The organism is Ectobacillus panaciterrae DSM 19096 (assembly GCF_000430785.1).
Classification (GTDB): Bacteria; Bacillota; Bacilli; order Bacillales; family Bacillaceae_G; genus Ectobacillus; species Ectobacillus panaciterrae.
Window position 1 is genome coordinate 1 of record NZ_AUMR01000064.1, and the last position, 26,841, is coordinate 26,841.

At 42.4% G+C, this 26,841-nt stretch carries 22 protein-coding genes; 15 read left to right on the forward strand and 7 right to left on the reverse strand.

The window, feature by feature from the left end; all coding sequences use genetic code 11:
• Positions 1 to 402: 402 nt before the first annotated feature.
• On the reverse strand, positions 403 to 1,752 hold the full coding sequence (locus H540_RS0115590) for a C40 family peptidase (RefSeq protein ID WP_028401454.1): 1,350 nt from the start codon (positions 1,750 to 1,752) through the stop codon (positions 403 to 405).
• A gap of 349 nt (positions 1,753 to 2,101) precedes the next feature.
• On the opposite strand from H540_RS0115590, the gene H540_RS0115595 reads away from it, so the two are divergent.
• Positions 2,102 to 2,905, forward strand: a complete 804-nt coding sequence (locus H540_RS0115595; RefSeq protein ID WP_028401455.1) for a 5'-methylthioadenosine/adenosylhomocysteine nucleosidase — start codon at positions 2,102 to 2,104, stop codon at positions 2,903 to 2,905.
• 80 nt (positions 2,906 to 2,985) lie between these two features.
• A complete protein-coding gene (locus tag H540_RS0115600) occupies positions 2,986 to 3,795 on the forward strand; it encodes a 5'-nucleotidase, lipoprotein e(P4) family (RefSeq protein ID WP_028401456.1) in 810 nt (269 codons plus the stop codon).
• Positions 3,796 to 3,949: 154 nt separating this feature from the next.
• Here the strand turns inward: H540_RS0115600 and dat are convergent, their stop codons facing one another.
• Both dat and H540_RS0115610 read right to left on the reverse strand, forming a co-directional pair.
• On the reverse strand, positions 3,950 to 4,828 hold the full coding sequence (gene dat / locus H540_RS0115605; protein ID WP_028401457.1) for a D-amino-acid transaminase: 879 nt from the start codon (positions 4,826 to 4,828) through the stop codon (positions 3,950 to 3,952).
• A gap of 456 nt (positions 4,829 to 5,284) precedes the next feature.
• Complete coding sequence (locus H540_RS0115610) at positions 5,285 to 7,207, reverse strand: LTA synthase family protein (protein ID WP_028401458.1); 1,923 nt, start codon at positions 7,205 to 7,207, stop codon at positions 5,285 to 5,287.
• 727 nt (positions 7,208 to 7,934) lie between these two features.
• Here H540_RS0115610 and H540_RS0115615 point away from each other — a divergent pair.
• From H540_RS0115615 to H540_RS0115640, 6 genes are all read left to right on the forward strand, one after another.
• Complete coding sequence (locus H540_RS0115615; RefSeq protein WP_028401459.1) at positions 7,935 to 8,306, forward strand: YkvA family protein; 372 nt, start codon at positions 7,935 to 7,937, stop codon at positions 8,304 to 8,306.
• 217 nt (positions 8,307 to 8,523) lie between these two features.
• Positions 8,524 to 9,012: a metal-binding protein gene (locus H540_RS0115620; RefSeq protein WP_028401460.1), complete on the forward strand. Its 489-nt coding sequence runs from the start codon at positions 8,524 to 8,526 to the stop codon at positions 9,010 to 9,012.
• 799 nt (positions 9,013 to 9,811) lie between these two features.
• A complete protein-coding gene (locus H540_RS0115625; protein ID WP_028401461.1) occupies positions 9,812 to 10,120 on the forward strand; it encodes a DUF6790 family protein in 309 nt (102 codons plus the stop codon).
• A 180-nt stretch (positions 10,121 to 10,300) separates the two neighbouring features.
• Positions 10,301 to 11,662, forward strand: coding sequence for an arsenic transporter (locus tag H540_RS0115630; protein ID WP_028401462.1), 1,362 nt, complete (start codon positions 10,301 to 10,303; stop codon positions 11,660 to 11,662).
• A gap of 92 nt (positions 11,663 to 11,754) precedes the next feature.
• Positions 11,755 to 12,177 (forward strand): hypothetical protein, encoded by a 423-nt coding sequence (locus H540_RS0115635; protein ID WP_028401463.1) that lies wholly within the window; start codon positions 11,755 to 11,757, stop codon positions 12,175 to 12,177.
• A gap of 375 nt (positions 12,178 to 12,552) precedes the next feature.
• Positions 12,553 to 14,214, forward strand: coding sequence for a lactate permease LctP family transporter (locus H540_RS0115640; RefSeq protein ID WP_028401464.1), 1,662 nt, complete (start codon positions 12,553 to 12,555; stop codon positions 14,212 to 14,214).
• 99 nt (positions 14,215 to 14,313) lie between these two features.
• On the opposite strand, the gene H540_RS0115645 is transcribed toward H540_RS0115640, so the two are convergent.
• Entirely contained in the window at positions 14,314 to 15,339 is a 1,026-nt protein-coding gene (locus H540_RS0115645) for a cytochrome d ubiquinol oxidase subunit II (RefSeq protein WP_028401465.1), read from the reverse strand.
• The gene (locus tag H540_RS0115650; protein WP_028401466.1) at positions 15,336 to 16,688 is read right to left on the reverse strand and encodes a cytochrome ubiquinol oxidase subunit I; all 1,353 of its coding nucleotides are present in this window, start codon (positions 16,686 to 16,688) and stop codon (positions 15,336 to 15,338) included. The genes H540_RS0115645 and H540_RS0115650 overlap by 4 nt, the downstream gene beginning before the upstream one ends.
• Before the next feature lie 216 nt (positions 16,689 to 16,904).
• On the opposite strand from H540_RS0115650, the gene H540_RS34070 reads away from it, so the two are divergent.
• A complete protein-coding gene (locus H540_RS34070; RefSeq protein WP_169729578.1) occupies positions 16,905 to 17,060 on the forward strand; it encodes a hypothetical protein in 156 nt (51 codons plus the stop codon).
• A 278-nt stretch (positions 17,061 to 17,338) separates the two neighbouring features.
• On the opposite strand, the gene H540_RS0115660 is transcribed toward H540_RS34070, so the two are convergent.
• Together H540_RS0115660 and H540_RS0115665 are read right to left on the reverse strand one after the other, a co-directional pair.
• Complete coding sequence (locus tag H540_RS0115660) at positions 17,339 to 18,007, reverse strand: polysaccharide deacetylase family protein (RefSeq protein WP_081415162.1); 669 nt, start codon at positions 18,005 to 18,007, stop codon at positions 17,339 to 17,341.
• A gap of 240 nt (positions 18,008 to 18,247) precedes the next feature.
• On the reverse strand, positions 18,248 to 19,318 hold the full coding sequence (locus H540_RS0115665; RefSeq protein ID WP_028401468.1) for a glycosyltransferase family 4 protein: 1,071 nt from the start codon (positions 19,316 to 19,318) through the stop codon (positions 18,248 to 18,250).
• Between the two features lie 317 nt (positions 19,319 to 19,635).
• Here H540_RS0115665 and galU point away from each other — a divergent pair, with 317 nt between their 5' ends.
• The 6 genes from galU to H540_RS29880 form a co-directional block, all read left to right on the forward strand.
• Positions 19,636 to 20,514 carry a UTP--glucose-1-phosphate uridylyltransferase GalU gene (gene galU / locus H540_RS0115670; protein ID WP_028401469.1) on the forward strand — a complete coding sequence of 293 codons (879 nt, stop codon included), beginning with the start codon at positions 19,636 to 19,638 and terminating at the stop codon, positions 20,512 to 20,514.
• Positions 20,515 to 20,599: 85 nt separating this feature from the next.
• Entirely contained in the window at positions 20,600 to 21,844 is a 1,245-nt protein-coding gene (locus H540_RS0115675; RefSeq protein WP_028401470.1) for a flippase, read from the forward strand.
• Between the two features lie 17 nt (positions 21,845 to 21,861).
• A complete protein-coding gene (locus H540_RS0115680; RefSeq protein ID WP_028401471.1) occupies positions 21,862 to 22,947 on the forward strand; it encodes a glycosyltransferase in 1,086 nt (361 codons plus the stop codon).
• Positions 22,948 to 23,165: 218 nt separating this feature from the next.
• A complete protein-coding gene (locus H540_RS0115685; protein ID WP_028401472.1) occupies positions 23,166 to 24,485 on the forward strand; it encodes a UDP-glucose dehydrogenase family protein in 1,320 nt (439 codons plus the stop codon).
• A gap of 129 nt (positions 24,486 to 24,614) precedes the next feature.
• Positions 24,615 to 25,736 carry a non-hydrolyzing UDP-N-acetylglucosamine 2-epimerase gene (gene wecB / locus H540_RS0115690; RefSeq protein WP_028401473.1) on the forward strand — a complete coding sequence of 374 codons (1,122 nt, stop codon included), beginning with the start codon at positions 24,615 to 24,617 and terminating at the stop codon, positions 25,734 to 25,736.
• A gap of 446 nt (positions 25,737 to 26,182) precedes the next feature.
• The coding region (locus tag H540_RS29880; RefSeq protein ID WP_034671142.1) for a hypothetical protein at positions 26,183 to 26,841 on the forward strand (659 nt) is incomplete at its 3' end.

A 26,841-nucleotide genomic window follows, 5' to 3' on the forward strand; every position in this document is an offset into this window, starting at 1 on the left:
AGCGCAGGGCGGTATGCCGACTCGAGAGCATATGGCGAAATTTGAGAATGAATAGAATATGTGAATGGAAATGAAAGCATAAGCGGTCTAATCAAACGTTTGTTTAAATCAAAAAACTGAGGAAACTCGGTTTTTTTCTTATAGATTGCAGTCTTAATAGTTGTATTTATATATATAACTGAATAAAAAAATGTCTTTTTATAGTGGGGCGAGAGCATCCGGCGACGTGCAGAAGCGGTCAAACCCTTGTAGTGGCCCATGCAAGGGTAAACCAGAGAGAGGAAGTAAGTGCCAATGCCGTTTTGTTCGAAATAGCAAATGAAAACGTCGAAATTATAAATCATTTATATAGAAAACGCGTCCTGCCAAGCAGGACGCGTTTTCTATCAAACTGTAAATCTCTTAATAAGGCTTTGTATAGCCTAAGAAATGACTCTTCCAGTAGGAATTGCTAAGATTGCTTATAGCGACGCCATTGTCTCCCGCCTGCACGAATGCGCCGTTTCCGAGATATACACCCATATGAGATGCTCCAGGCTTATACGTGTTTTGGAAATAAATTAAGTCGCCCGGCTGCGGATTGGATGTTTTTGTTAAGCTGCTCCAATAGCCGGCTACGCTCGTGCGGCCGAAGGAGAAGCCGGACTTGCTGTATACATGATAGATGAAGCCGCTGCAGTCAAAGCCGCTCGGTGTTGTGCCGCCCCATGCGTAAGGTGTGCCTGTTAATGACTTGGCATACGCTATAAGAGCAGCGGCATTCGATGCGGATGAAGCCGGCTGATTATTAGTTTGTGCGCTTTCGACAAGTGTTTTGGATACGAAATCCTTCGTAACGTAACCCGTTTTGCCGTTATAGCTGATTTTAAGCCAGCCGGATTGCTCGCCGGAAGCTTGTACCTTTTGTCCTTGTGTCACGACCCCGATTACACCGTAATTTGTCCCCGCGCCGCTTCTTACATTCAGCGCGCTTACGCTTACATAGTAATCTTCCATTTGAACGGGCTGTTGTCCTTGTACAAACGTAACAAATTCAGCACTTACATATCCTGTTGTGCCGCCGCGGTCCACTTTGTACCAGCCGTTTTCAATTCCTGTTACTTTCAGAGTTTGCCCTTTTAGAACACCTCCGATAACCGGATGATATGTTGCCGGACCTTTGCGAATACGAAGAGCATCCGTATTGACGATATAGCTTCCATCTGTTTTTACAGTGATTTCCGGCTGCGCTTGTGTCTGCGCGCCTTTGGATACATAGTCTTTGCTTATGTATGCCGTTTGGCCGTCATACGAAATTTTGTACCAATCCTGTACCTCTCCCGTTACTTGTACAGCTTGTCCTTTAGCAAGAGATCCCAAGACCCCGTGCGATGTGCTTGGACCTGTACGAACGCGAAGGGAGGATACGTTTACTGTATATTCTCCACTTGGCTGAGCGGCTGTAGCTGTGACGAAATCTTTGCTGACATATGCCGTTTGCCCATTGTAATTTACCTTATACCAACCATCTACTTCTCCTGTAACCTGCAGTGACTGCCCGTTGCCTACGAGACCAAGAACGCCATCTGATGTGCTTGGTCCTGTACGAACGCGAAGAGCATCCGCATTAACCGTATACTTTGCCGTCTGAGTCTCGTTTTGTACTGCTTGGGCAGTAGCTTCTTGGGTTTGATTCGGAGCTGCCTGTGCTACATCGACAGCAGTTCCACCTACTACAGACACTGCGGCAATACTGGCGAGAACGTTTTTCATATTCCCCAAATTCCCTTCTATTGTATATTTATTGGAAAAGAAAGATTTTCCAACCTTAAAAAATACTAAAATAGCTGTCGAGACATGTCAATACATATCGAGCAATCTGCATATGAAAAAACTATTAAAAATCAATTATTTGTTAGCTGTATATACAAATACAACTAAAAAATCGACATAAAAACTTTTCTTTTAGGTGGGAGAGAGAGGGAGCGCAGTTTCGCTTTTGTTCTACATGGCAAACGATAGCTATGTCGGAATAACAAAGTGGACTTATATAAATATTTTCTTTGAAGCAAACTATAAGAACTTAAGTTAAGAAAAATGAATTAGAGAAGAGGGTTGGAAGATGAGATATGCAAGAATCTTATTGATTATATTTGTGTTATTAAACTGTGCACTGCCGCACGGGTTGGCAGCGGAGACGAAGAAAGCCAAGAAGCCGCTTACGGTAGGCATTATCGCTCCGATGGAGGAGGAGGTTGAGCTAATTCGCTCTAAGATGAAGGTCGAGAGTGTGGAAAAGCTGGCAAGATTCACGTTTTATAAAGGAAAGCTGAATGACATTGATATTGTACTTGTCCGTTCTGGCATCGGAAAAGTGAATTCTGCAGTAGCGGCACAAATTTTGATAACCTTATATAAGACAAACTTTCTCATTAATTCCGGTGTAGCCGGAGCATTAAATCCAGAGCTGAAGGTAGGACAAATTTTGATTTCCAAGGATTCTGTGCAGCATGATGTGGATCAGACCGCCATCGGTCAGCCGCCTGGAAAATTTGAGGATTCGGATGTGATTTACTACAAGGCGGATGAACGTCTTGTGCGCTTAGCGCAAGAGGCGGCAAAAGGCTTGCCGAATGTGAAAACGTACGTGGGGCGCATTGCGAGCGGCGATCAATTTGTAGCCGATGAGAAGAGAAAGAAGTATATTGTAGATACATTCAAGGCAGATGCTGTTGAAATGGAGGGAGCGGCAATCGGCCAGGTTGCTTATTTAAATGGCGTACCGTATGTTATCATCCGTTCCATTTCCGACCCGGCCAGCAGTGGAGCGGGTGAGGCTTATCAAAACTTTGTGAAGCTTGCGGCGAAAAATGCAGGATATATGATTGAAGAAATGATAAAGCGGATACCTAAAACAGACCGATAGGAAAACGCAAGGATGAAAAAGAAGGAGTGAATTCCTTCTTTTTTTGCATACTAAAAAACGGATTATAAAGGAGGTTTAGGATGAAGAAGATCATAGCATTATGTTCGGCAGCAGTATTGTCTCTTTCCTTGTCCAGCTTTAGCGCCGGTGCAATGGCACCGCCCGGCAATCTGCAGGAGCAAAATACGATGTCAGTGCTTTGGTATCAAACATCGGGCGAGGCAAGAGCGCTTTATTACCAAGGGTACAACATCGGAAAAATGAAGCTTGAGGCAGCTCTTCGAAAGAAGCCGAAACAGATGATGAAAAAGCCGGCAGTAGTCCTTGATTTGGATGAAACAGTACTCGATAACAGTCCGGTTCAGGCTTGGGCTGTTAAAACGGGTCAGGGTTATCCTGCGAAGTGGGAGGAATGGATTCAAAGAGCAGAGGCGGCAGCGCTTCCCGGCGCCATTGACTTTTTGAAGTATGCGGATCAAAAGGGCGTGGATATTTATTATATTTCCAACCGCAAAGCAGCCCAAGGCGAGGCGACTTTAAAAAACCTAAAGCGCATCGGTGCGCCGCAAGCAAATATGGATCATGTATTGCTTCAGCAGCCGGGTGAAAAGGGAAAGGAAGCACGCCGTCAAAAGGTTGCGCAAACGCATGAGATTGTCTTGTTGTTCGGGGACAATTTAGCTGATTTCAGCGGATTTGATAATAAAACCGTGACAGAGCGCAATCAAATTACAGATCAAAAGAAAGCGGAGTTTGGCGACAAGCTCATCATTTTCCCGAATCCGATGTACGGCGACTGGGAGAGTGCCATTTATCAATATGATTTCAAGAAGTCCGACGAAGAAAAATCAAAGCTTCGCCGCTCGAATTTGAAGCCATTTCAGCCATAAGAAAAAGGTCGTGCGTGTCACGACCTTTTTCTTATGGAAAGTATAACTTTTTATAAATCATTTATATATAGCTCCGCCGGCAAGGCACTGCCGCATTCCCCGCCACAAAAAGGCAAAAAGCGCCTTTTAGGGCGGAGAACCTTGACCGCTGCGCCTAAACGAGCCGGCTGCGCTTTTCTTGGATTGGAATATTGTCCTGAAATGCTTTTTGCAAGGCTTTTGTAATAGGACCGACATGCCCTCCTGCAATCGGAGAGCCGTCCAAATGTGTCATCGGCAGCACTTCTATAGTCGTGCCGGTAAAGAAGCCTTCATCCGCGAGCTGCACGTCGCGTACGCCAAACAGCTCTTCGCGCACTGGAATATGCAGTTTTGATGCAAGAGATAATACGTATTGACGCACGATGCCGTTTAAAATAAGGTGATCGGCTGGATGTGTGTACAAGATATTATTTTTGACGAGAAAGAAATTAGAAAGGCTGCCTTCTGTAACGATGCTTTTGCGGATGAAGAGAGCTTCCTGGCAGCCTTTTCGCTCTGCGTTTGTGCGCGCCAATACGTTCGGCAGCAGATTCAGCGACTTTACGTCACAGCGCAGCCAGCGTATATCCTGCTCAGTGCAAGCATGAATTCCTTCTGCCATTAGCTTGACAGGGCGTTCCTTCGGGACAATATAAGCATATAACGTAGGTGTAAGGTCTAAGGAAAAAATGTGATTGCGGGGCTGCACCCCGCGGGAGATTTGCAAATAAATGATGCCGTCCGTTTTAAAGTTATTTTGTTCTGTAAGCTCGTACAGCCAGTGTATAAGCTCCGCTTTAGAAAATGTTGGGGTAATTTCAATCTCTTCCATGGAGCGGTACAGACGGGCAAGATGCGGATCCAGCAAGTGGAATGTGCCGTTATAGAGACGAATGACTTCATATACGCCGTCTCCAAATTGAAGACCGCGCTCCTCCAGCGCAACGGAAGGCTGTTTTTCTCTCGTATCTATTAGTTTTCCTTCGAATAAAATAATCGGTTCATGACTCATATATTCCTCTCCCATCCGCTTAGCGTTTTGTATTAAAACATTAGCGGTTTTTGGAGAGAATCCTTCTTTAACGAGAAAAAAAACCACGCTTCTGCGGAATGTGCTACATAAGGAGGGTATAGCACTTGCAATTATATAAATGCAACTAAAAAAATCGACATAAAAACTTTTCTTTTAGGTGGGAGAGAGCATCCGACTAAGCGTAGAAGCGGTCAAACCCTTTTCGTGGTCCATGCAGGAGTAAACCATAGAGAGGGAGCGAGCACAGTTTCCCTTTTGTTCTACGTGGCAAACGACAGATATGGCGGAATAACAAAGCGGACTTATATAGGGACATCATCTAGACAAGTTTAGTATAGTGCTTATATACAAGTGAATAAAAAAACCATCTTTTTGAGGGAGGTTCATGTAAGCTCTATGGACCATAACAAAAAAGACGATGCCGAAGCATCGTCCTTATTCTTTCGTATTTTCTTTAATGATTGTTTTCACAGTACCTGTTTTAATCTTGTTTCCTTCAAAGAAACGAAGCAGGTCGCCTTCGATGATTTTATCAGACATATGAAGCTCATTTTGCGTACGATCCGTCATTGCTTTTGCTTCATCTGCCGGCACCTGTGCTTGTTCGCCAGTCAGGCGATCGTAGAATGTGTTGTTATAATAAAAGTATTTGTCAGTAACAAAGCTTCCGTCACGCATTACAACGAACGGTTTGCGTTCCGGTGCGAATAAGTCATGACCGAACTCAATATCAGAAGAAGTATCTACGCCCAACAGATTCAAGATTGTCGGTTTTACATCCATCTCACCTGCAGGAGCAGAGATTGTTTGCCCTTTTGTTTGGCCGGGAACGTGAATGAACAATGGTGTACGCTGTAAATTCATATGATCGTACGGTGTGATTTCTTGTTTGCCCAAGAACTGTGCCATTGCACGGTTATGGTTTTCAGAAATGCCATAGTGGTCACCGTAGAATACAATGATTGAGTTATCATATAAGCCTTGAGCTTTTAAGCGTTCAATGAAATGCTTCAATGCCTCGTCCATATAACGAGCTGTTACGAAGTAGCGGTCCACTGTGCCGTCGCCGGAGTTGAATGGCTCGATTAGCTTCGTGCTGTCATCATATAAGAACGGATAGTGGTTTGTTAACGTAATGAAGCGAGTATAGAACGGCTTCTTTAGCGTTTTGAGCATATTTACTGATTGATCAAAGTACTCTGTATCCTTCAATCCCCAGCTTAATTTGGTTTCCGGGGTAATTTTGTAATCCAATTCGTTAAAATAACGATCATATCCTAAAGCAGGGTACATCATGTTGCGGTTCCAGAATGTTGCGTTGTTTGCATGGAATACAGCTGTATAGTATCCTTGCTGACGCAAGATTTCCGGCGTTGCCACAAACTCGTTGTTTGAGTGTGTAAAGAACACAGCACCGCGATCTAACGGATACAGAGAGTTATCTACCATGAACTCTGCATCAGATGTTTTACCTTGTCCTGTTTGGTGGAAGAAGTTCTCGAAGTAATAGCTTTCTTTTGTAAATTGATTCAAGAAAGGCGTTACCTCTTGTCCGTTTACTTTTGCATTAATTAAGAATGATTGTGTAGATTCAAGAGATACTACAATTACGTTCTTTCCTTTTGCAGCGCCGAACATGTTAGGATTCGGCTTCACTTCATTCGCTTTCACGTAGTTTTGAGTTTCCTGAAGCTTGCTGCCGTCTGCGAATGCTTTTTGTGAACTTGATTTTGCCTGTAAGCCGATATCGTACACTTGGTGAACGTATAAGCCTAAGTTTTTAACAAGCATGACGCGGTCAAAGGAACGAGTTAACAATTCTGGACGCTCTGCTTCTGCGAGTCCTAAGTTCACAAAAAATACAGATGCTGTTGTTAAGAAATATAACGCTTTTACTGGTCGTGCTACACGCGCTGTTTGCGCAAAGTCCTTTTTCTTTCTTACCAAGAACAGCAAGAAGATGATGTCGGCGAATACAGCCAGCACTTTAAAGCTCATAAGCTCCTTCGCACTGGAGCCAAGGCTGCCGAAATTGGACGTCTGCGTTAATACCGGCAAAGTAACGAAGTCGTTAAAGAAGCCGTAAAACGCTACGTTTCCAATCAAAATAATTGTTAATAAGAAGTTAATAGAAATCGCAATATAGTTTCGCTTATTGCCTGTCGCAAGCAACGAGAGTCCTACTAATAATAAAGAAGACGCAAGAGGGCTGATAAACAAAATAAACTCTTGCATGAAAGACTCGAGTTTTAAATCAAAGCTTACACGAGTGACAATATATGTTTTCAACCATACAAGAAGCGCTGCTAGCAATGTAAAACGTATACTTTTAAATTGTGTTTTCAATGACTCTTTCATCCGTTCCCACCCTTTCATCCTTTCTTTCTATATGACCCCATAGAAAAAAGGAGCCCGGCAAATAAAAAAATACATAGCGTACTTTCCATGGAGTTCTGCAAGTGCCCATGTTAAGTATTCAACTATGCAATACTTGCAAGTTTCCTCACTGTGTTCATCTCCGAGTAATAACATTTAAACATTATACAACAAATTTACTTTATTAGGAATATGACATTTCGTTATGTATATTTTAGAACGTCTGATTGGACTGGCAAAGAACACTTTAACACTGGTTTATATGCTCGTCAACTAAAAAATATAACATATTCGCTGGATTTAGCAGCCAGACTTAATTTTACTTGATATTTTTTTCCTGATATGAGCGGACTGGATTTTCTTTACTATGTCTAACAGCAGCGCAGATGTCATTATGATTGCTGCAGCAAAAGAGGTAGAGGCAGTCAGTGACGCCATTCTAACAAACTGTTACTGATTCGTTTTATATACAAGTGAATAAAAAAACGTCCTTTTATAGTGGGGAGAGATTAAAAGACGTGCAGAAGCGGTCAAACCTTTGTATTGGTTCATGCAAGGGTAAACCAGAGAGAAAAAACATACCATACTCCCTTTTGGTTGCACATAGCACATGGACATGTCGAAATTATCATTCACTTATATATAGCTATTTGGGATATATAAGTTTTTGCTATATAATGAAGGGAAAAATAGGCTTGGAGGAATTTTGATGAAACAGAAATTCTCTGCAGAAGCATTTTGGCATAAAACAAAGCACGTCGCAAAGAAAGCGGGACACCTTGTCATTTATTCAGGCTTGCTGCTGTTTTATGTACTGAAAAAGCCTGAAGTGCCAAAGCGGACAAAAGCAACGATTATCGGGGCACTTGCTTACTTCATTGCGCCGGTGGATGCAATTCCTGATATTTTGGCCGGAATTGGATATACCGATGACTTGGGGGTGCTGAGCATCGCTTTGGTACAGGCAGCGATGTATATTGATGATGATGTGAAGGAGCAGGCAAGGACAAAGCTTGCAGGTTGGTTCGGAGATGACGTGGATACGTCGGAAATAGATCAAAAGCTAAAATTGAAGCACTAGAGCGCCTTTTTCGCAAAAAAGGCGCTTTCTCTATGGAAAGCGCCTAATATGAGGAGAGTGCCGGTATCTCGGTTTCCTCGTTTCTGATGAAACCGGTACAATGCAGTATATGTCAAAGTTCTTTACGATGTTAAAGTTTTGTTGGATGAAAGGCTTGCATTATATATATAAAATTGAGAAAATGAGAATTCGAGCAACCAGAGAAAGGAAATAGCCTATGCCTTCAGGAAAAACGCATACGAAGCTGAATTTAATCGCCCTTCCCGTTCTCGTCTTTCTTCTCGTTTCGTACGGTTTTACAAGCTGGGGCTTTTTGCTTTGGTTTAGCGGGGGATTCGTAGCCGGGACTTATTTGCTAAGTCCGGATTTGGATACGCATAGTTCACCGTACCGTTCATGGGGACCTTTGCGCATTCTTTGGTACCCGTATCAAGCCGTTATGCCGCACCGATCTGTATTGACGCATACGTTTATTATTGGCGACTTAATTCGTGTGCTGTACTTGCTGCTTGTATTGTCGCCTTTTTTGTACATATTGAATAAAAATGTATTAGACGGACAATTGCCTATGATGATGGAACAGCACAAACCAGAGCTGCTGACTATCTTGTTAGGAATTATTACAGCGAGTGCGCTGCATATTATGGCGGATGTTTTAAACACGAAACGAAAGCGATTGTTTCACAGGAAAAGACGGAGAAGGTAAGACTCTTGTTTAGAATGAACAGGAGTCTTTTTTTACGGGGATAAGAGAGGAACAATCACTTGTATGTACAATTAAATTTAAAAATAAGTAGAACACTACATATGAAAACACTAGTGATCCTAGCGTATTCTATATAAATGCAACTAAAAAAATCGACATAAAAACTTTTCTTTTAGGGGGGAGAGAGCATCCGACTAAGCGTAGAAGCGGTCAAACCCTTTTCGTGGCCCATGCAGGGAGAGAGAGAGGGAGCGAGCGCAGTTTCCCTTTTGTTCTACGTGGCAAACGATAGATATGTCGGAATAACAAAGTGGACTTATATATATACAAGTGAATAAAAAAACCGTTGATAGTGGGGAGAGATCATCCGGCGACGTGCAGAAGCGGTCAAACCTTTGGTTCATGCAAGGGTAAACCCGAGAGAAGAAGCATACCATACTCCCTTTTCGTTACATATAGCACATGAACATGTCGAAATTATCATTCACTCATATATAACTTGGCAGAATCCCGCCCATACCTCCGAAAGGATTCCCTCTCTCAATCAAAAGCTACATGCTTCTGAAAAGCTTCCTCACCAATGTACTGCTCTCTTTCATCGGATTCGGGTGTTAGACTCTACTACACTTCAGCTTCCAGATACTTTTTCTTCTATATAGCGACGCCTATAAGTATGCAGAAACCATTTGGTATTAATGGTGAAATAGTTTTTTAATTAGCTGACTTTTTATCATAAATTAGGCGAGAATACCCCACTTCAAGCGTGTGAATGGTGTGTAACGGTAAGTGGGGGAGGTTCATGAGGGATACCGATAATGTATTTGCCAGCATGTGGTTTGGATTCGGTCACTTGTTTCATACAGAAATGATGGCAAAATATATCGGCTGGAGCTCAAATTTGTTTCAAAAGGAAGTAGGATACGCTGACTTTGCGCTCGGCGTATTGGGTGTTCTCAGCGTTTGGCTGGGCTGCGGCTTTGTTCATATAGGGGATATTCGGAAGAATGGCAATCACAGCCCCGGAAATGGCTTGCTTCATATATTGAGGACGTGTTTTTCAATTCCGGCTGTTGTAGCGGTTCTTTTAGTGCTAGGAGCTGTGAAGTAGAAAGGAAATGGTATAGAAGCCTGATAAAGATATCATCCTTACCTAAAAGAACTTGCCTGGCAAGTTCTTTTTTTGCACACATTTTGGACGAGATAGATAAACATCCATGCACTTGTTCAGCAGACGAATACGATATAATCAGATATCTCTTTAACGTGATGTAAGGAAAGAGTGATTCTCATGCTAGATGCAAAATCTATTATTACAGTTCTATTGTTCCTTGTCACGATGTGCATAATTTTTTGGCGCCCGAAGCAGCTGAACGAGGCAATTCCCGCTTCTGTCGGAGCATGCCTTGTTTTACTTACCGGGACGGTTTCGATGCAAGACTTGTTCACGATTTCAGAAAAGGTGAGCGGTGCCGCTCTTATTATAATAGCGACTATCGTGATGGCCGTCGTACTCGAAAGTTTTGGCTTTTTCTATTGGGCTGCAGCTGTGCTTGTGAATTGGTCTAAGGGCTCTGGCATCCGTCTCTTTTGGCTTACAAACTTACTTTGCTTTTTGATGACACTGTTCTTTAATAACGATGGCAGCATCCTGATTACAACGCCGATTCTTCTTCTCCTTTTTAAGCATATGCGGCTGAAGCAACATCAGAAAATTCCATACCTTGTAAGCGGTGCGTTGGTCGCTACAGCCTCAAGCGCTCCAATTGGCGTAAGCAACATCGTGAATCTCATCGCTTTAAAAATCGTCAACATGGATTTGTATTCGTATACAGCGATGATGTTTGTGCCTGTTTCGCTAGGATTGCTATTCCTGGCGGCACTTCTTTTTGTTGTGTATTATAAGGATTTACCTAAAGTGCTGCCTAGAAAATCCGTGTCTGTACAGGAATTGATACAAAGACCGCGGCATCATCATCCGCAGCAGGCGAAATTGTCAGCGCAGGAGCAAGCAAAGCAAGTGAGGTTTATGCGAAACATTCTATTTTTCGTCCTTGCTGTACGTATCGGTTTGTTTGTAGCCTCTTATTATGGTGTGCCGATAGAAATCGTGGCAGTAGTCGGATCTCTTATGCTATTGGCGTGGCGCTGGTATAAGCTGCGTCAAAACCCATTAGATATCTTACGAAAGGCACCTTGGCATATTCTGGTATTTGCTTTTGCTATGTATATCTTAATTTATGGCTTACGTAACATTGGTTTAACAGATCTTCTCGTGCATATCCTGAAACCGGTTGTATCGCATAGCTTGCTGTATACAAGTGTTGTGATGGGAAGTGTATTGTCTATCCTGTCGAACATTTTCAATAATCATCCGGCTTTAATGATTGGAACGATTACCCTGACAGAAATGGGATTAGGTCCGCTGACGTTAAAAGTCATGTATTTAGCTAATATCGTGGGAAGCGATATCGGTGCGCTTTTACTGCCTATTGGTACGTTAGCAACGCTCATTTGGATGGGGATTTTACGGAAAGAAAAAGTTTCGATTCGCTGGGGACAATATATCCGGGTTACGATTATTGTAATTCCGCTGACCGTACTCTTCACTCTTTTATGTTTATATTATTGGATCGCATGGTTTTTTACTTGATGATGACAGCCAAAAGGCTATCATTTTTCGTAGAGTTGAAATACGTGTGGAACAGGAATAAATTCCCTATAATATAAAAAAGGAGTGATATTGTGAGGAGTCTTTCTATTGGTCTTGCTTTGTTGTTTCTCATGTGTGGATGTCAGGCGGATAAAGACGTATTTGCGGTATCGAGTGAAAAGCTCTTCCAACAGGCGGAAGATGGATGGAAGCAGGCGGGCTACGAGCTTGTTTTAAAAGCGGAATCTTCTCCGATTTCGCTTTCTGCTCCGCAGCGTTATTATGACACAGGAAACGGGGATACACTGGCAATCTATATATTTTCTTCTGTGCAGGAAGCGAATGCGGCAAAAAAAGAACTGGAGAAGCCATCCACGGAATGGGATTTCCTCATTCCGGTTTATATGGTGAAGCGAAATGTATTGTTTGTATACTTTACGCCAGTCAATAAAGCGAGGCCGCCGCTGTTTGAGAAGCTTGAAAAAGTGGTGTCGAATTTGAATCTTGATGCATAAGGATGAGTGCGCTTCGCCTATGTTTCTTGTTTGAAGCAATACAAAAGAGATTGTGCTATAAGAGAAAGGAATGCAGGATGCCTTACATCATACATTCACTTGTCAAGCATCTTCAAAGTAAAAAAGCAGGTTGAGGAAAAAGTGCTCAATCTGCTTTTTGTATGGAATTGCTTCGTAATTGTGAGAAAATTTGTTAAAATACCTGTTTAAAATAAAAAAGGTATGCTACAGTATACATATCAAAAATGAAAACGCTTTATGAAATCGCTTTTATTTTTGGATTAAAGGTCTGATGACCATATGAACAACTCATCTGGTCATCATTGTAAAGTGCAATTCAAACAAATGACAGTGAACAGAAAAGGAGAGGAATTTATGCAAACTTGGACACAAGTCTATGATCCGCTCGGTAACATTTGGATTTCTGCGGCAGTTGCGCTTATCCCAATCGTATTTTTCTTTTTAGCGTTGGCCGTGTTCCGTATGAAAGGTTATACTGCAGGTCTGATCACCGTATTACTTACTTTAGCAGTTGCACTTATCGTTTATAAAATGCCGGCTGCAATGGCGGTTATGGCAACTGTTTACGGATTCGGATACGGTTTATGGCCGATTGCCTGGATTATTATCACTTCCGTATTCTTGTATAAAATCTCTGTGAAAACAGGACAATTTGATGTGATCCGTTCCTCGGTCCTTTCTATTACAAATGACCACCGATTACTCGTAATCTTAATTGGCTTCTCTTTCGGTGCGTTCCTTGAGGGTGCGGCCGGCTTCGGTGCTCCGGTAGCAATTACAGCAGCGCTCCTGGCAGGTCTTGGTTTAAATCCATTATATGCAGCTGGACTTTGCTTAATTGCCAATACAGCTCCGGTAGCATTCGGCGCAATGGGGATTCCGATTACAGTTGCAGGACAAGTAACGGGCATCGATCCTCATAAAATCGGTCAAATGGCAGGCCACCAGCTACCGCTTTTATCCTTATTCGTACCATTCTTTATCGTTTTCTTAATGGACGGCTTAAAAGGCGTAAAACAAACATGGCCGGCTCTATTGGTAGCAGGCGGATCGTTCGCGGTATCTCAGTTCTTAACAGCAACTTACCTTGGACCTGAGCTTCCAGATATCACATCCGCATTAGTGAGTCTTGTGAGCTTGGCGCTGTTTTTGAAAGTATGGCAGCCAAAGGAAATTTATCGTACAAGCAGCGGTCATGCAGAAAGTGCCGCTGCGGTTGATGCTGGGACAATGAAGAATTTAACGGCAGGCAAGGTGATTAAAGCTTGGTCTCCGTTCATTATTTTGACTGTAATGATTATCATTTGGAGCCAAAAATCTTTTAAAGCATTGTTCGGCCCCGGCGGCGCATTGGAAAGCTCGATACTCAAGTTCCATGTAACAGGCTTAGATAACTTAGTTTTAAAAAATACGCCAATCGTAAAGAAGCCTGCTCCATATGAGGCGATTTATAAGCTCGATTTCATAGCTGCAACAGGTACAGCAATCTTAATTGCAGCTCTTATCTCTATGGTTGTATTGCGCATGAGCGCGAAGGCAGCGGTTGAAACTTTCGGCGAGACGTTAAAAGAATTGGCGTTCCCAATCCTGTCTATCGGTCTAGTATTAGGTTTTGCGTTCATCGCAAACTACTCGGGTCTTTCTTCTACACTCGCATTGGCATTGTCCAAAACAGGTCACCTGTTCCCGTTCTTCTCGCCGTTCCTTGGATGGATAGGTGTATTCTTAACAGGCTCAGATACATCTGCAAACGCATTGTTCTCCAACCTGCAATACATCACCGCACAGCAAATCGGCGTGAAGGAAGTATTGCTTGTAGCGGCTAACACAACAGGCGGCGTAACAGGTAAAATGATCTCTCCTCAATCCATCGCAATCGCATGTGCGGCTGTGGGATTGGTAGGCAAAGAATCTGATTTATTCCGCTTCACAGTGAAACACAGCTTATTCTTCGTTATCCTCGTAGGCATCATCACCTACGTACAAGCTTACTTCTTAACTTGGATGATTCCATAAAGAAAAGCGGATCCGGCTCGTTCAGGCGGAGGTTCTTAGGTGGCAGCGCCTAGCCGGAGGAGCTAGATATAAAGAAAAGCGGAGCCGGCTCCGCTTTTTTTACTTTCCCTTGATAAATGTCCGATCCTTCAAGAACAGATTCCAGAAGAAGATAAATCCTGGAAGCAAGATTGCGATGCCGACAGCGTATAAAATGAGGAGCGCATAGAATGTTTCTTTTGTGGTAAAGCTCGTATCCACTATAACTTTCGGATAAACGAGATACGGCAAATGCGCAGCGCCGTATCCGTAGCTGGCAAACGCATATTGTGCGATGACAGCCAAGACGGCGATGCGCGGCCAGCCAAGCGAGTTATGAATCCTGTTGTTCCACCACAAGGACGTGTATCCGACGATAAAGAAAATGAGCGAAATTGCAAAGAACGGAATTTGCTTTACAAGATTGTTCAAGAACCAGCTGGCTTCTATATCAGTGGCGACGAGTGCAATAATGGCAGTCAGAAGAGTTGCCGGCCCAAGCAAAATGGCGCTCATACGGTACACCCGATACGTTTCTTCCGATCCTTGCTCTCGGGAGAAGTCAGCGAGAAAGAGGGAGGAAAGAAAGAGCTCGGATGTAAGGCCGAACAGCATATAAAAATATACGGCCGGACTTGAAACCAGCTTGCTGTACAAAAGCTTTTCCGTTTCCCCCGAAAAATCCACATAGCCGCCTTCCGTTACGGGCAGTACAGTGATTAGAAGGGCCGGAATCAATAGTCCTGTGATGCCCGATATGACGCGCAGTATTTTTTCATAACGCGGCAAGGAATAAGCAAACACCATGAATGTGCTGCGAATTGCAACTAAGACAAGGATCAGCGTAACAGGTGCGAACATAACCGTTGCCAACGAAAAGGCAGCCTTTGGGAAGAATCCGATAAAAGCGACAACTACAAATACAAGAACAGTATTCGTTAGCTCCCATGTAGGCGATAAATACCGGTTTGCGATTTTACTTGCCAGCGATTTATGGTTGGCATATATCATGGCCCAGAAGCCTGCGCCAAAATCAATGGAGCCGAGGATACTGTAAGCGAATATAACGGCCCATAGGATAAGGATGGCAATGCTTTGTTCATTCATGATGTTTTTCCTCCATTTGATTCAAGTTCAGGCAAAAGAGGATGGCGTCTAAAGAAGGTGCGCAGCACGGTAACAGTCAGTGCCCCAAGGAAAACGTAAAGCACGATAAACAGCATGTACATCGGAGCGACAAAATCTGCCCGCGTTGCAGCTTCAGTCGTTTTTTGAAACCCGTAAATTGTCCATGGCTGGCGGCCGCTGCAGCTGAAAATCCAGCCAAATTCAATGCCAAGTATCGAAATCGGACCGATGGAGACGATGGTCCAGAGGAGCCATTTGGGCAGCTGCCCGCTGCGCTTGTAGTGAATGAAATACCAATACAAGAGAGCGATTGCTGAAAAACCTGTAGATATGCTTGCTGCGCCTACCATGAGATTAAAGAATACATGCGTATAAAATGGAGGCCATGTTTCCGACGGGAATTCATTTAACCCTTTTACTACTGTATCCGGAGTGAATCCTGCCAATATACTGAGCGCCCACGGAATTTCAATGCCGTATTTCACTTTTTTTGTTTCAGGATCCACAAAGCCGCCGATAGCGAGCGGTGCGTGCGATTGTGTTTCAAATAATCCTTCCGCTGCGGCCAGCTTTTCCGGTGAATGCTCATGCAGATTGACAGCAGAAGCGTGACCAGATACCCACATGAGCATTCCCATGGAAAATGTCACAATTAAGCTGAGAAGCAATCCTTTTTTATGATAAGCGATTTCGCGCTCGCTTTTATTGCGTTTTAGAAGTTTGTACCCCGCAATGGCTGCCACAACCCCTGCACCTGTCGCATATGCTGTGACAACAACATGTGCCGAACCAGTATAGAAGCTGGGATTAAAGAAGGCTTTCCATGGATTTACGTCAAAAATTGTACCATCCGGCTTCATGGAAAACCCCGCAGGCGTGTTCATCCATGTATTTGCAGATGTGATTAAAACAGCAGAAGCAGTAGCACCAAGCATAACGAAAACGAGAGAAAGCATTCGCAAAAATGCTGATAATTTGTCGGCTGCATACACGTAAATAGACATGAACAATGCTTCTAAGAAAAACGCAAAAATCTCAATTTGGAACGGAAGGGAAATAACCTGTCCTACGATTTTTGTAAATCCGGGCCAAAGCAAAGCAATTTGTACCCCGACAATGGTGCCGGTCGGAATTGCGACACCAAGAAGAATCGCAAACGCTTTTGTCCAGCGCTTGGCCATTACCGCATAATCAGGATCTTTTTTCCATTGATACATAATCTCAAACAGTAAAATCATAAGTGAAAGCCCAATCCCTAATGTTGCAAAGATGATATGAAAAGCAAGGGATGTACCGAAGAACGCCCGTGATAACGTAACTGTATCCATCTTTACTTTCTCCTTCTTGTTTTACCAGTATTTTCTTACACACTCAGGAAAATTATTCAAAAACATGCAAATTTGCATATATGCAAAGGCTAGGTGGTATTATCAACTCAAATATATAAAATAACGATTCCTCTATATATGAGGATTGATTTCTTCAAAGAGCTGTTCTATAATATAATACGAACGTAAGTTTGTGTCGGTTGAAGGGGGCTTTATATGTATCCGGAGGTAATCAGCAAGATGGCGTTCTCTAAAGCGCATAAAGACTTGCTATTGAGACTTTACAATAAGGAGATTACAAGAAGAGAATATGATCGTTTAGTGCAGGAGCTGTATCATCCTGCGCCAGAGGCATCAGCATATAAAAAGTAAAGCTTATTTTACAAAAAGGTATCCTCGCGGGTACCTTTTTGTATTCTCTAAAACTATATGAACCACCCTCGCTTACCGTTTGAATGTGCCTTTCACACGCTTGAATGGAAATGTCGAATTTATCATTCACTCATATATAGTTCATGAAAAACAGGTGCATGCAGCACCTGTTTTTCATTGAAAGATGAGAGAGTATAAAATAGACGGCATGTCTAGCGCCTGAACAAGCCGATTCCACCTTTCATGATGATGTCTAACTCCGCCGGCTCCGTTTTTCTTTAGAGTCTAGCGTCATGCCAGAAGTTGACTTCTTCATGTGAAGCCGGATTATACGGAAGCAATATGTAGCCCATGGACCGAAGATATTCAATGATTTTTGGCAGTGTTTGTACGGTAAGGCTGGAGTCATGAAGTAAAATGACTTCTACGTTTCGATGGGATTGCTTTTTGATTTCCTGTAAAACAGAAACAGATGTACTTCCTTGTTTCCAATCGTACGTATCGATGGTCCAATCCCACAGTTTGAAGCGGGAACCGACAAGTGCATCACGATATGTATCAATCAAGTAAGGCTTGCTTCCGTATGGGACACGAACAAGGTGTGTATCTAAGCCGGTTGTTGTTAAAACGAGCTGCCGCGTGCGATCCATTTCTGTAATAAGCAGGGACGGATCACCGCTGTACAGCCGTTTGGCATTGTGAGACATGCTGTGCAGCCCGACGTAATGACCTTCTCTTATGATACGGTTCATCGTTTGCGAATAACGGGGTACACGGCCGCCGATAACAAAGAAAGTTGCTTTTGCATGCGCGTTTTGTAAGATGTTTAAGATTTGCGGTGTATAACGGTTTGGGCCGTCGTCAAATGTTACATAAGCAATCTTGCGCGTTGATTTTAGCAGTGTGCTTGTCATCTCCTCAACAGGTGAAGCATGAAGCTGCTGCATAGCCGGACAGTCCAGACGGCTTTGCAGGATAGCAGAGGATACGGAAACGTCTGTGAGGGATGGCAAGAAAACAAGTTGCAGCATGCATAGGAAAAAGAGGAGTCGCCATGTATTTGCCATAATGTTCACCTTGCGTATATGTAGTCATATGCTTATGTTGTTCTAATCTCCCAAACATAATCAAAACAGTTTTTGGAAACAAAAAATCCGCTGCTCGTTTGAGCAGCGGATTAAGGAATATCAATAATTATCCAGACGGCTTTTTACTTTTCTGTACATCGTAATAATGGGCTTGTACTTTTCATGTACAAGTCCAATCAACTCTGCGATAATTTCGCCGACTAAGATTAAGACGAACAAAATCAAGACCGACTGCCAAAGCGTTAAACTCGAAAAGATAATTGCGTTTACGCTGAAGAAGATACCAAATCCATAAATCAGAAGCACCGTTTTACGATGGGAAAAACCCATTGCAAGCAAACGGTGATGCAAATGAGATTTGTCTGGTGCCGAAATCGGCTTTTTGTTTACGATGCGACGGATAATCGCAAATGTCGTGTCAAAAATCGGAACGCCTAAAATGATGATAGGAACGAGCAAACTGAACAGCGTTATGCTCTTGTACAGTCCGAGCAATGATAGAACGGAAATACAATATCCGAGGAACAAAGCGCCGGTATCCCCCATGAAAATCTTTGCCGGATTGAAATTGTAAAACAAAAATCCGATTGTGCTGGCAATTACAATCACTGCAATCGTCAGAATGAGCACTATATTTCCTTGAAATGCCATAAATGCGATTGTAGCAAGCGCAATAGAGGAAATGCCAGCAGATAAGCCGTCAAGCCCATCAATTAAGTTAATAGCATTCGTAATGCCCACAATCCAAACAATCGTGAGTGGATAAGACAGTATACCAAGATGATAATATTTATCTGAAAACGGAATACTGAGAATGTCTATTGTTAAACCGCTCTTCACAATCAATACAGCAGCGGCTACTTGACCAAGAAGCTTCCACTTTGGCGACAGTTCATATATGTCATCCAAAATCCCGATAATTACAATAATAATGGCTCCCACCACAATCGTTGTCATTCGCTCATTATACAATCCGCTGACAAAGTACCCTACGACTACTCCAATAAAAATTGCGAGTCCGCCGAGACGAGGCGTAATCTTTTGATGTACTTTTCTTGCATTTGGTTTATCAACGGCACCAATTTTAAACGCGAGTTTGATAACGAAAGGGGTAACGAGCAGTACTGTGATTAAAGATGCAAAAAAAGCATAAATCATTTGCAAGTTCACTAATACCCCACCCTTAAGTATAGTTTCAACCATTTAAACAAAACTATGTGCAGGTTTAAATTCCATATTTTTAATTCATAAGTTATCGTAACACAAAAAAGGCATAATTCAATCTTTTTTTTATTGTAAAATTCATTACCGAAGCGTGAAATATGTTACAATTTGTCTTTAATTTTTTCGACAATCGGCAGGGTTATAAGAGAACATAGTCAGAAAAAGAGGGAATATGGTATAATGACGGTATTTTCAAAGTGAGGCACAACACTGTATGATTAGTATGATACAGGCTTTGGTTGTTTATTTGGGAGGGATCAAAATTGAAAAAAATCCGCAAGGCCATCATTCCGGCAGCCGGCTTGGGAACGCGTTTTTTGCCGGCGACGAAAGCAATGCCAAAAGAAATGCTTCCAATCTTGGACAAGCCGACCATTCAATACATAGTAGAAGAGGCAATTGATTCAGGGATTGAGGACATTATCATTGTAACAGGAAAAGGAAAGCGTGCTATTGAAGATCATTTTGATCATGCATTTGATCTTGAACAGAACTTGCTTGAAAAGGGAAAGTATGAGCTGCTTGAGAAGGTGCAGGAATCTTCGCGCATGGCAAATGTCCATTATATTCGTCAAAAAGAACCGAAAGGGCTGGGTCATGCTGTATGGTGTGCCCGTAACTTCGTCGGTGATGAGCCGTTTGCAATTCTTCTTGGAGATGATATTGTACAGGCAGAGCGTCCGTGTCTGCGCCAGTTGATGGATGAATATGAAAAGACATTATCTTCTGTAATTGGTGTTATGAATGTAAAAGACGAGGAGACGCATCGCTACGGTGTTATCGATCCGATTGAACAATACGACCGCCGTTATCAGGTGCGGAAGTTTGTGGAAAAGCCAGCTCCCGGCACTGCTCCTTCTAACCTTGCTATTATAGGAAGATATATTTTAACACCGGAGATTTTCATGTTTTTGGACAAGCAGCAGGTTGGTGCAGGAGGAGAGATTCAATTAACAGATGCCATTGAAAGCTTAAACGGCATTCAGCGCGTATTTGCTTATGAGTTTGAAGGAAAGCGTTATGACGTTGGGGAAAAAATCGGGTTTGTAGAAACAACGATTGAATTTGCCCTGCAAAACGAAGAACTTCGCCCATCTTTATTGCAGTTTATGGAAAAGAAAATGAATGAATATACTAAATAAAATAGAAAAATAAGGGCACATCATGCATGATGCAAGCTGCAGCGTGCCTTTTTTTGTTTAGAAATTTTTGATGAAGTGGTGAACTATGTCAACGAAACGAAAGCTTTTCTCTAATTTTCTTTCATTAGCTATACTACAAGGGTTAAACTACATTTTACCTTTGCTCACCGTACCGTATTTAACAAGGGTGCTCGGCAGCACAAGTCAGGGTTTAATTTTTACAGGTCAAGCAATGAATGTTATTTTTGTGACAGTTACGGATTACGGTTTCAACTTAATGGCGACGAAGCAAATCGCGATTGCACGGGATGATAAGGAGCAAATACGGCGTATTCACAGTACAGTGCTTACAGTAAAGTTGCTGCTGATGGTCATCAGCTTTCTCGTGCTTCTAGGGATTTGCTTAATCGTGCCAAAATATAATGAGCATTTTGTGTTTTATGTTTTATTCTTTGGGATTACAGTGGGAACAGTACTATTTCCGGTATACCTTTTTCAAGGTATGGAGGAAATGAAGTACATTACGATTTTGAATGTTATTTCCAAAACAATTTTCACAGTAGGTATTTTTGTATTCATTCGAGATAAGGGAGATTTAATGTATTCTCCTATTCTTTTGTCAGCTGGGTATATTACAGTAGGTGTTATATCGCTTTTTATGGTTCGATATAAGTTCGGTATCAAGTGGATTTCACCAAAGCTGACGGACGTTAAATATCAACTTCGCCAGGGCTGGAGCGTATTTGTTTCTAATGCGGCTGTAAGTGCTTTTACTGCAGGAAATACTGTTTTACTAGGATTATTTGCAAATCAAAAGCAGGTTTTCTATTACGGAGGTGCTGAAAAGCTTATCAATGCGGCTGTAAGTGTGGTAAATCCCGTTGCCGGTGCTTTATTTCCGCATATTAGCTCGCTTGCCCATGAATCAAAAGAGCAGGCGGTTCAATTTTTGCGTAAATCACTATGGGCCGTTCTTCTCGTGACAGTGCCAATCACAGTTGTCACAATTGTGTTGGCGGAATTTATCGTGACGATTTTCTATGGATTTCACTACGAGCAAGTGGTACTTGCTCTTCGTATCTTATCGTTTCTGCCTATCATTATTGGATTGAATAACCTGTTCGGCGTTCAAACGATGATTACGTTCGGTTATGAAAAGGCATTTATGCGTATCATGCTTATAACGGTTATCATCAATTTAGTATTGACGGTCTTTCTTGTACCGCAATATGGCTATGTAGGAACAGCAATCGCTGTTTTGCTGACGGAGCTCAGTATTACGGTGCGTGAATATGTATTTCTGCGCAGGCAAGGCATTCGCATTTTGTAAGAAAAGGGAGAAAAAGAATGAAAATTTTACACGTTTCCGAAGCTCTTGATAAAGGCGGTTTGGAGGAAGTGATTTATAATTTAGTAAAGCATACAAATGATGCAGATTTTCATGTGCAGGCGGCATCATTTAAAAGCGGAGAAGTGAGCAGTCGAATGGAACGAAACGGCTTTGCATACCACGACCTTTCCGCACCTATGAAACAGGACAGAATTCAAAAGCTTACAGACTTGATCAAACGAGAAGGATTTGATCTTGTACAGGCACATTTCTGCTTTGAAGCGATTGCTGCTGCAAAAGCATGCGGCGTAAAAGTCATCGAGACAGTCCATAATACGTACGGTTTTTTTGTTAACCCATGGGGTAAATTGAAATACAGCTATTATTTGAATCGCGCAGATGCAGTGGTCGCTGTGTCAGATGCTGTAAAGGAATTTAATGAAAAGCACTTTTTCCTGTTTAACAAATCAAAACAGATTGCAATCCGCAATTCCATCAATCCGGAGCGGCTCGTTCCTTCTTTTCGTTCGCGCGAAGAGATAAAAAAAGAACTTGGTATTCCAGTAAATAGTACGGTAATCAGCACGCTATCAAGATTAGATGTGCAAAAAGGGCTTGAATATTTTATAGACACAGCGAGAAAGCTCAATGAGCAGTTTGATAATCTTGTGTTTCTTATTCCGGGTGAAGGAGAAGCAGATTATGCAAAGCATCTGAAGGAATACGCGAAGGATGCAGCCAACGTTTATTTTCTGGGACATGTATCGCAGGTCAGCGACTTGTTTGCGATTATGGATATATTTGTAATGTCTTCGCTCTGGGAAGGTGCGCCGTTAACGCTGCTTGAGGCAATGGCGCACGAGAAGCCCAGTGTGGTTACAAGAGTAGGAAATACGGCAGAAGTTATTCAAGACGGTCAAAATGGCTATCTTGTCGATGCAAAAGATACGAATGCTTTAACAGAAAGAATAAAGCGTCTCCTTGAGGATGAGAAAGAACGTCAAGAGCTGGCAAGGCAAGCAAAGGAAGATTTTTATGCGAAATTCAGCAATGATGTGATGATTGACCGATACAAGGATCTGTATAGAGAGCTCATAAAATAAATATGTATGGCAAGAATGGCGATTTTCAACCTCTTCCTTTTTTGTGAACCAAGAATCGCAGAACGAACAACAGCTTTATAATTGCTTTACATAGTCTTAAAAATATTTTTGAATCTGTAAAGTTATAATGGATATGTAAAGACTGAAAATAAATGATTTGAAGGTGTATGAGAAATCCTGTACAGTAACAGCAAAAAAGCATATGGAGAGGTGCTTGGATGAATATTACGGTTGTGGGGACGGGATATGTGGGGCTCGTGACAGGCGTAGGCTTGGCGCATATTGGTCATACGGTTACATGCCTGGATATTGATAGAGATAAGATTGAGCAGCTGCAGCAGGGCATTGTTCCTATTTATGAACCAGGCTTGGCGGATATGATGAAGGAGGCGGTTCAAGAAGAGCGCCTTTCTTTTACAACTAGTCCGAAACAAGCCTACGGGAAGGCGAATATTATTTTTCTTGCAGTTGGAACACCGCCAAATCCGGACGGATCTGCCAATTTAACATATATCGCGCGCGCTTGCGAGGAAATTGGCGAGCATATTACCGAAGCTGTGATTGTTGTGACGAAAAGTACGGTTCCAGTAGGGACGAATGATTATATTAAGAAAACAATCCTGCAGCATTTGCAGGCTGACGTGATAGTAGACGTTGCCTCCAATCCTGAGTTTTTGCGGGAAGGGGCAGGTATACACGATTTTTTCCATGGAGATCGGATTGTAATCGGGGCAGATTGTGAGGAAACGGCAGCTATAATAGAAGAGATTTATAAGCCTCTTAACATTTCTATATTTAAAACAGATGTGCGGAGCACAGAGTTGATTAAGTATGCATCCAATGCATTTTTGGCTGCGAAAATCAGCTTTATAAATGAGATTTCAAATATTTGTGAAAAAGTAGGCGCGAATATAGAAGATGTGGCGTTTGGGATGGGACTAGACAAGAGGATAGGCAATCAATTCTTACATGCAGGCATCGGCTATGGGGGTTCTTGTTTTCCAAAGGATACAAATGCGCTTGTTCAAATTGCAGGGAATGTTCATTATGATTTTCAATTGTTAAAGGCGGTAATTGAGGTAAATAATAAACAGCAAGCATCGCTTGTAAAAAAGGCGGAGAGAGTGATAAATCTGCGCGGCAAAAAAGTTGCGCTGCTTGGTCTGGCATTCAAGCCGAATACGGATGATATGCGGGAGGCGCCTTCGCTTGTAATTGCCAAGCAACTATTGGATGCCGGGGCGCATATCATTGCTTATGACCCCCAGGCAATTCACAATGCTAGAGCTGTATTGCCTGAAAGTATTGTTTATACAGAAGACTTGGACGAAGCTCTTACAGGGGCGGATGCAGCTTTTCTTGTAACTGAGTGGGACAGCATTAAGCAATATCCGTTAGCAAAATATGTTCAACTCATGAAAAATCCTTTATTATTTGACGGTAGGAATTGTTACTCCTTAGATGCTGTAGAACGATATGAAATGGATTATTATTCCATAGGTCGTGCCGCTGTGCTCAGAAAGAAGATATCTGTATAAGTACCGGTATGATGGGACTTTTCTTTTTTGTAACAAATCCAATTTTTGTATTTTGCGTTGTGCTCTATTGTAATATAATAAAGAAACTAGAGATTGTCGTGCAAGCGACTGACAAAGTGAGGGAAAAGCATGAAAGAACGTATCAAGGTTATGACGATTTTTGGCACACGTCCGGAAGCTATTAAAATGGCGCCGCTTGTATTGGAACTGCAAAAGCATCCGGAGCAAATAGAATCAATCGTAACAGTAACTGCACAGCATCGGCAAATGCTGGACCAGGTTTTACATATCTTCGGTATTACACCAGATTATGATTTGAATATTATGAAGGACCGTCAAACGCTGCTTGATATTACAACACGCGGTCTGGAAGGTTTAGATGCTGTAATGAAGGAAGCAAAACCGGATATCGTACTTGTACACGGTGATACGACAACAACATTTATCGCAAGTCTTGCAGCATTTTATAATCAAATTCCGATTGGGCACGTAGAAGCAGGATTGCGTACATGGGATAAGTATTCTCCATATCCTGAGGAAATGAATCGCCAGCTGACGGGCGTACTTGCAGATTTGCATTTTGCGCCAACTGCAAAATCAGCAACAAATCTGCAGCGTGAAAATAAAAAAGAGCAGGCAATTTTCATCACAGGAAATACAGCTATCGATGCTTTAAAAACAACGGTAAAAGAAACGTATGAGCATCCTGTTTTAGAGAAAATCGGAAAAGACCGCCTTGTTTTAATGACAGCGCACCGCCGGGAAAACCTTGGTGAGCCGATGCGTAACATGTTCCGTGCGATTAAGCGTTTGGTTGATAAATATAAAGACATTCAGGTTGTGTACCCGGTTCACATGAATCCAGTCGTTCGTGAAATCGCAAATGATATCCTCGGCAATGATGAGCGCATTCATTTGATTGAACCGCTTGATGTGATTGACTTCCATAACTTTGCCGCCCGCTCTTATCTTATTTTAACGGATTCTGGCGGTGTGCAGGAAGAAGCTCCTTCTCTCGGGGTTCCGGTTCTGGTGCTTCGTGACACAACAGAACGTCCAGAAGGTATTGATGCAGGCACGTTAAAGCTTGCAGGTACAGAGGAAGAAACAATATTTGAGCTGGCAGATGAGTTATTGTCAAGTGAAGAATCCCATGCCAGAATGGCGCAAGCGTCTAACCCTTATGGAGACGGTCATGCATCCGAACGTATTGTAGAAGCTATTTTGAATAACTTTGCAGTCAATAAGTAAGTATAAAAAGGAATTTCCAGAATCGTGGAAATTCCTTTTTTGTTTTATATTTTCCCGAAATTTATCATAATTTGTTAGATTTTATTAGAAAATATCTCTTTTTGTCTATAAAAATAGTAATATAAAATAGGGAGTCGGAAGATCGGGTTATCGTATTTTTTCCTTTCTTTTTGAATGTATATACAAGTGAATAAAAAACCGTCTTTTGATAGCAGGAAGAGATCATCCGGCGACGTGCAGAAGCGGTCAATCCTTTGTAGTGGTTCATGCAAGGGTAAACCAGAGATAAGAAGTATATAATACTCCCTTTTGGTTGCACATAGTACATGGAAATGTCGAAATTATCATTCACTCATATATATATATGAATAAAGATGGCTTAAACCTTGCATCTCCTGCACTCCTTAAAAAGATTACTAGTTTTCAAAAGGAGGGTATGTGTTCTAGTGAAAAAGTTTTGGAAAACTGCTTGTGCAGTTGTTTTGGCTTCTGAGCTACTTGTGCCGTTTACGCAAGTGGATGCAGCCCCGCCAACTTTTATCCAAAATGGCGGAGAAGTACATTACAACTGGGGTGAAGGAAGCCCATCCGGTTTTCCGGCAGATAACTTTAACGGACTGTTTACGCAGTCTAAATCATTGGCGGCAGGCGACTACTTCGTTCAGACGTTTGCGGATGACGGAGTAAAGGTGGAAATGGACGGAAAGCCTGTAATTGACCGCTGGAGCGGGTATACAGCGCAAGCGGACCGCGCTATTGTGCCAAACGTGGCGGCAGGTCAGCATACAGTGAAAACGAGCTATATGGAAGGTGTCGGATCGGCAGCGATATTCTCGGATGTTGTACCGTTTGACAGCTGGTTAGCGTACTATTATCCAGGGAAAAACCCATCCGGACCGCCAGTTGCAGCGAAAACGATCAAGCCATCTGCGGAGAACGGCTTATTAGAAGATAACGGCCGCGGTTCGCCTATGCCGGGACAAATCGGATCTGACAACTTCTCGGCAAGATACGTGACAGCGAAGCGTTTACCGGCAGGAGATTATATTCTTCGTGCAGGAGCAGATGACGGTATTCGCGTGTATGTAGATGGCCGGAAGGTATT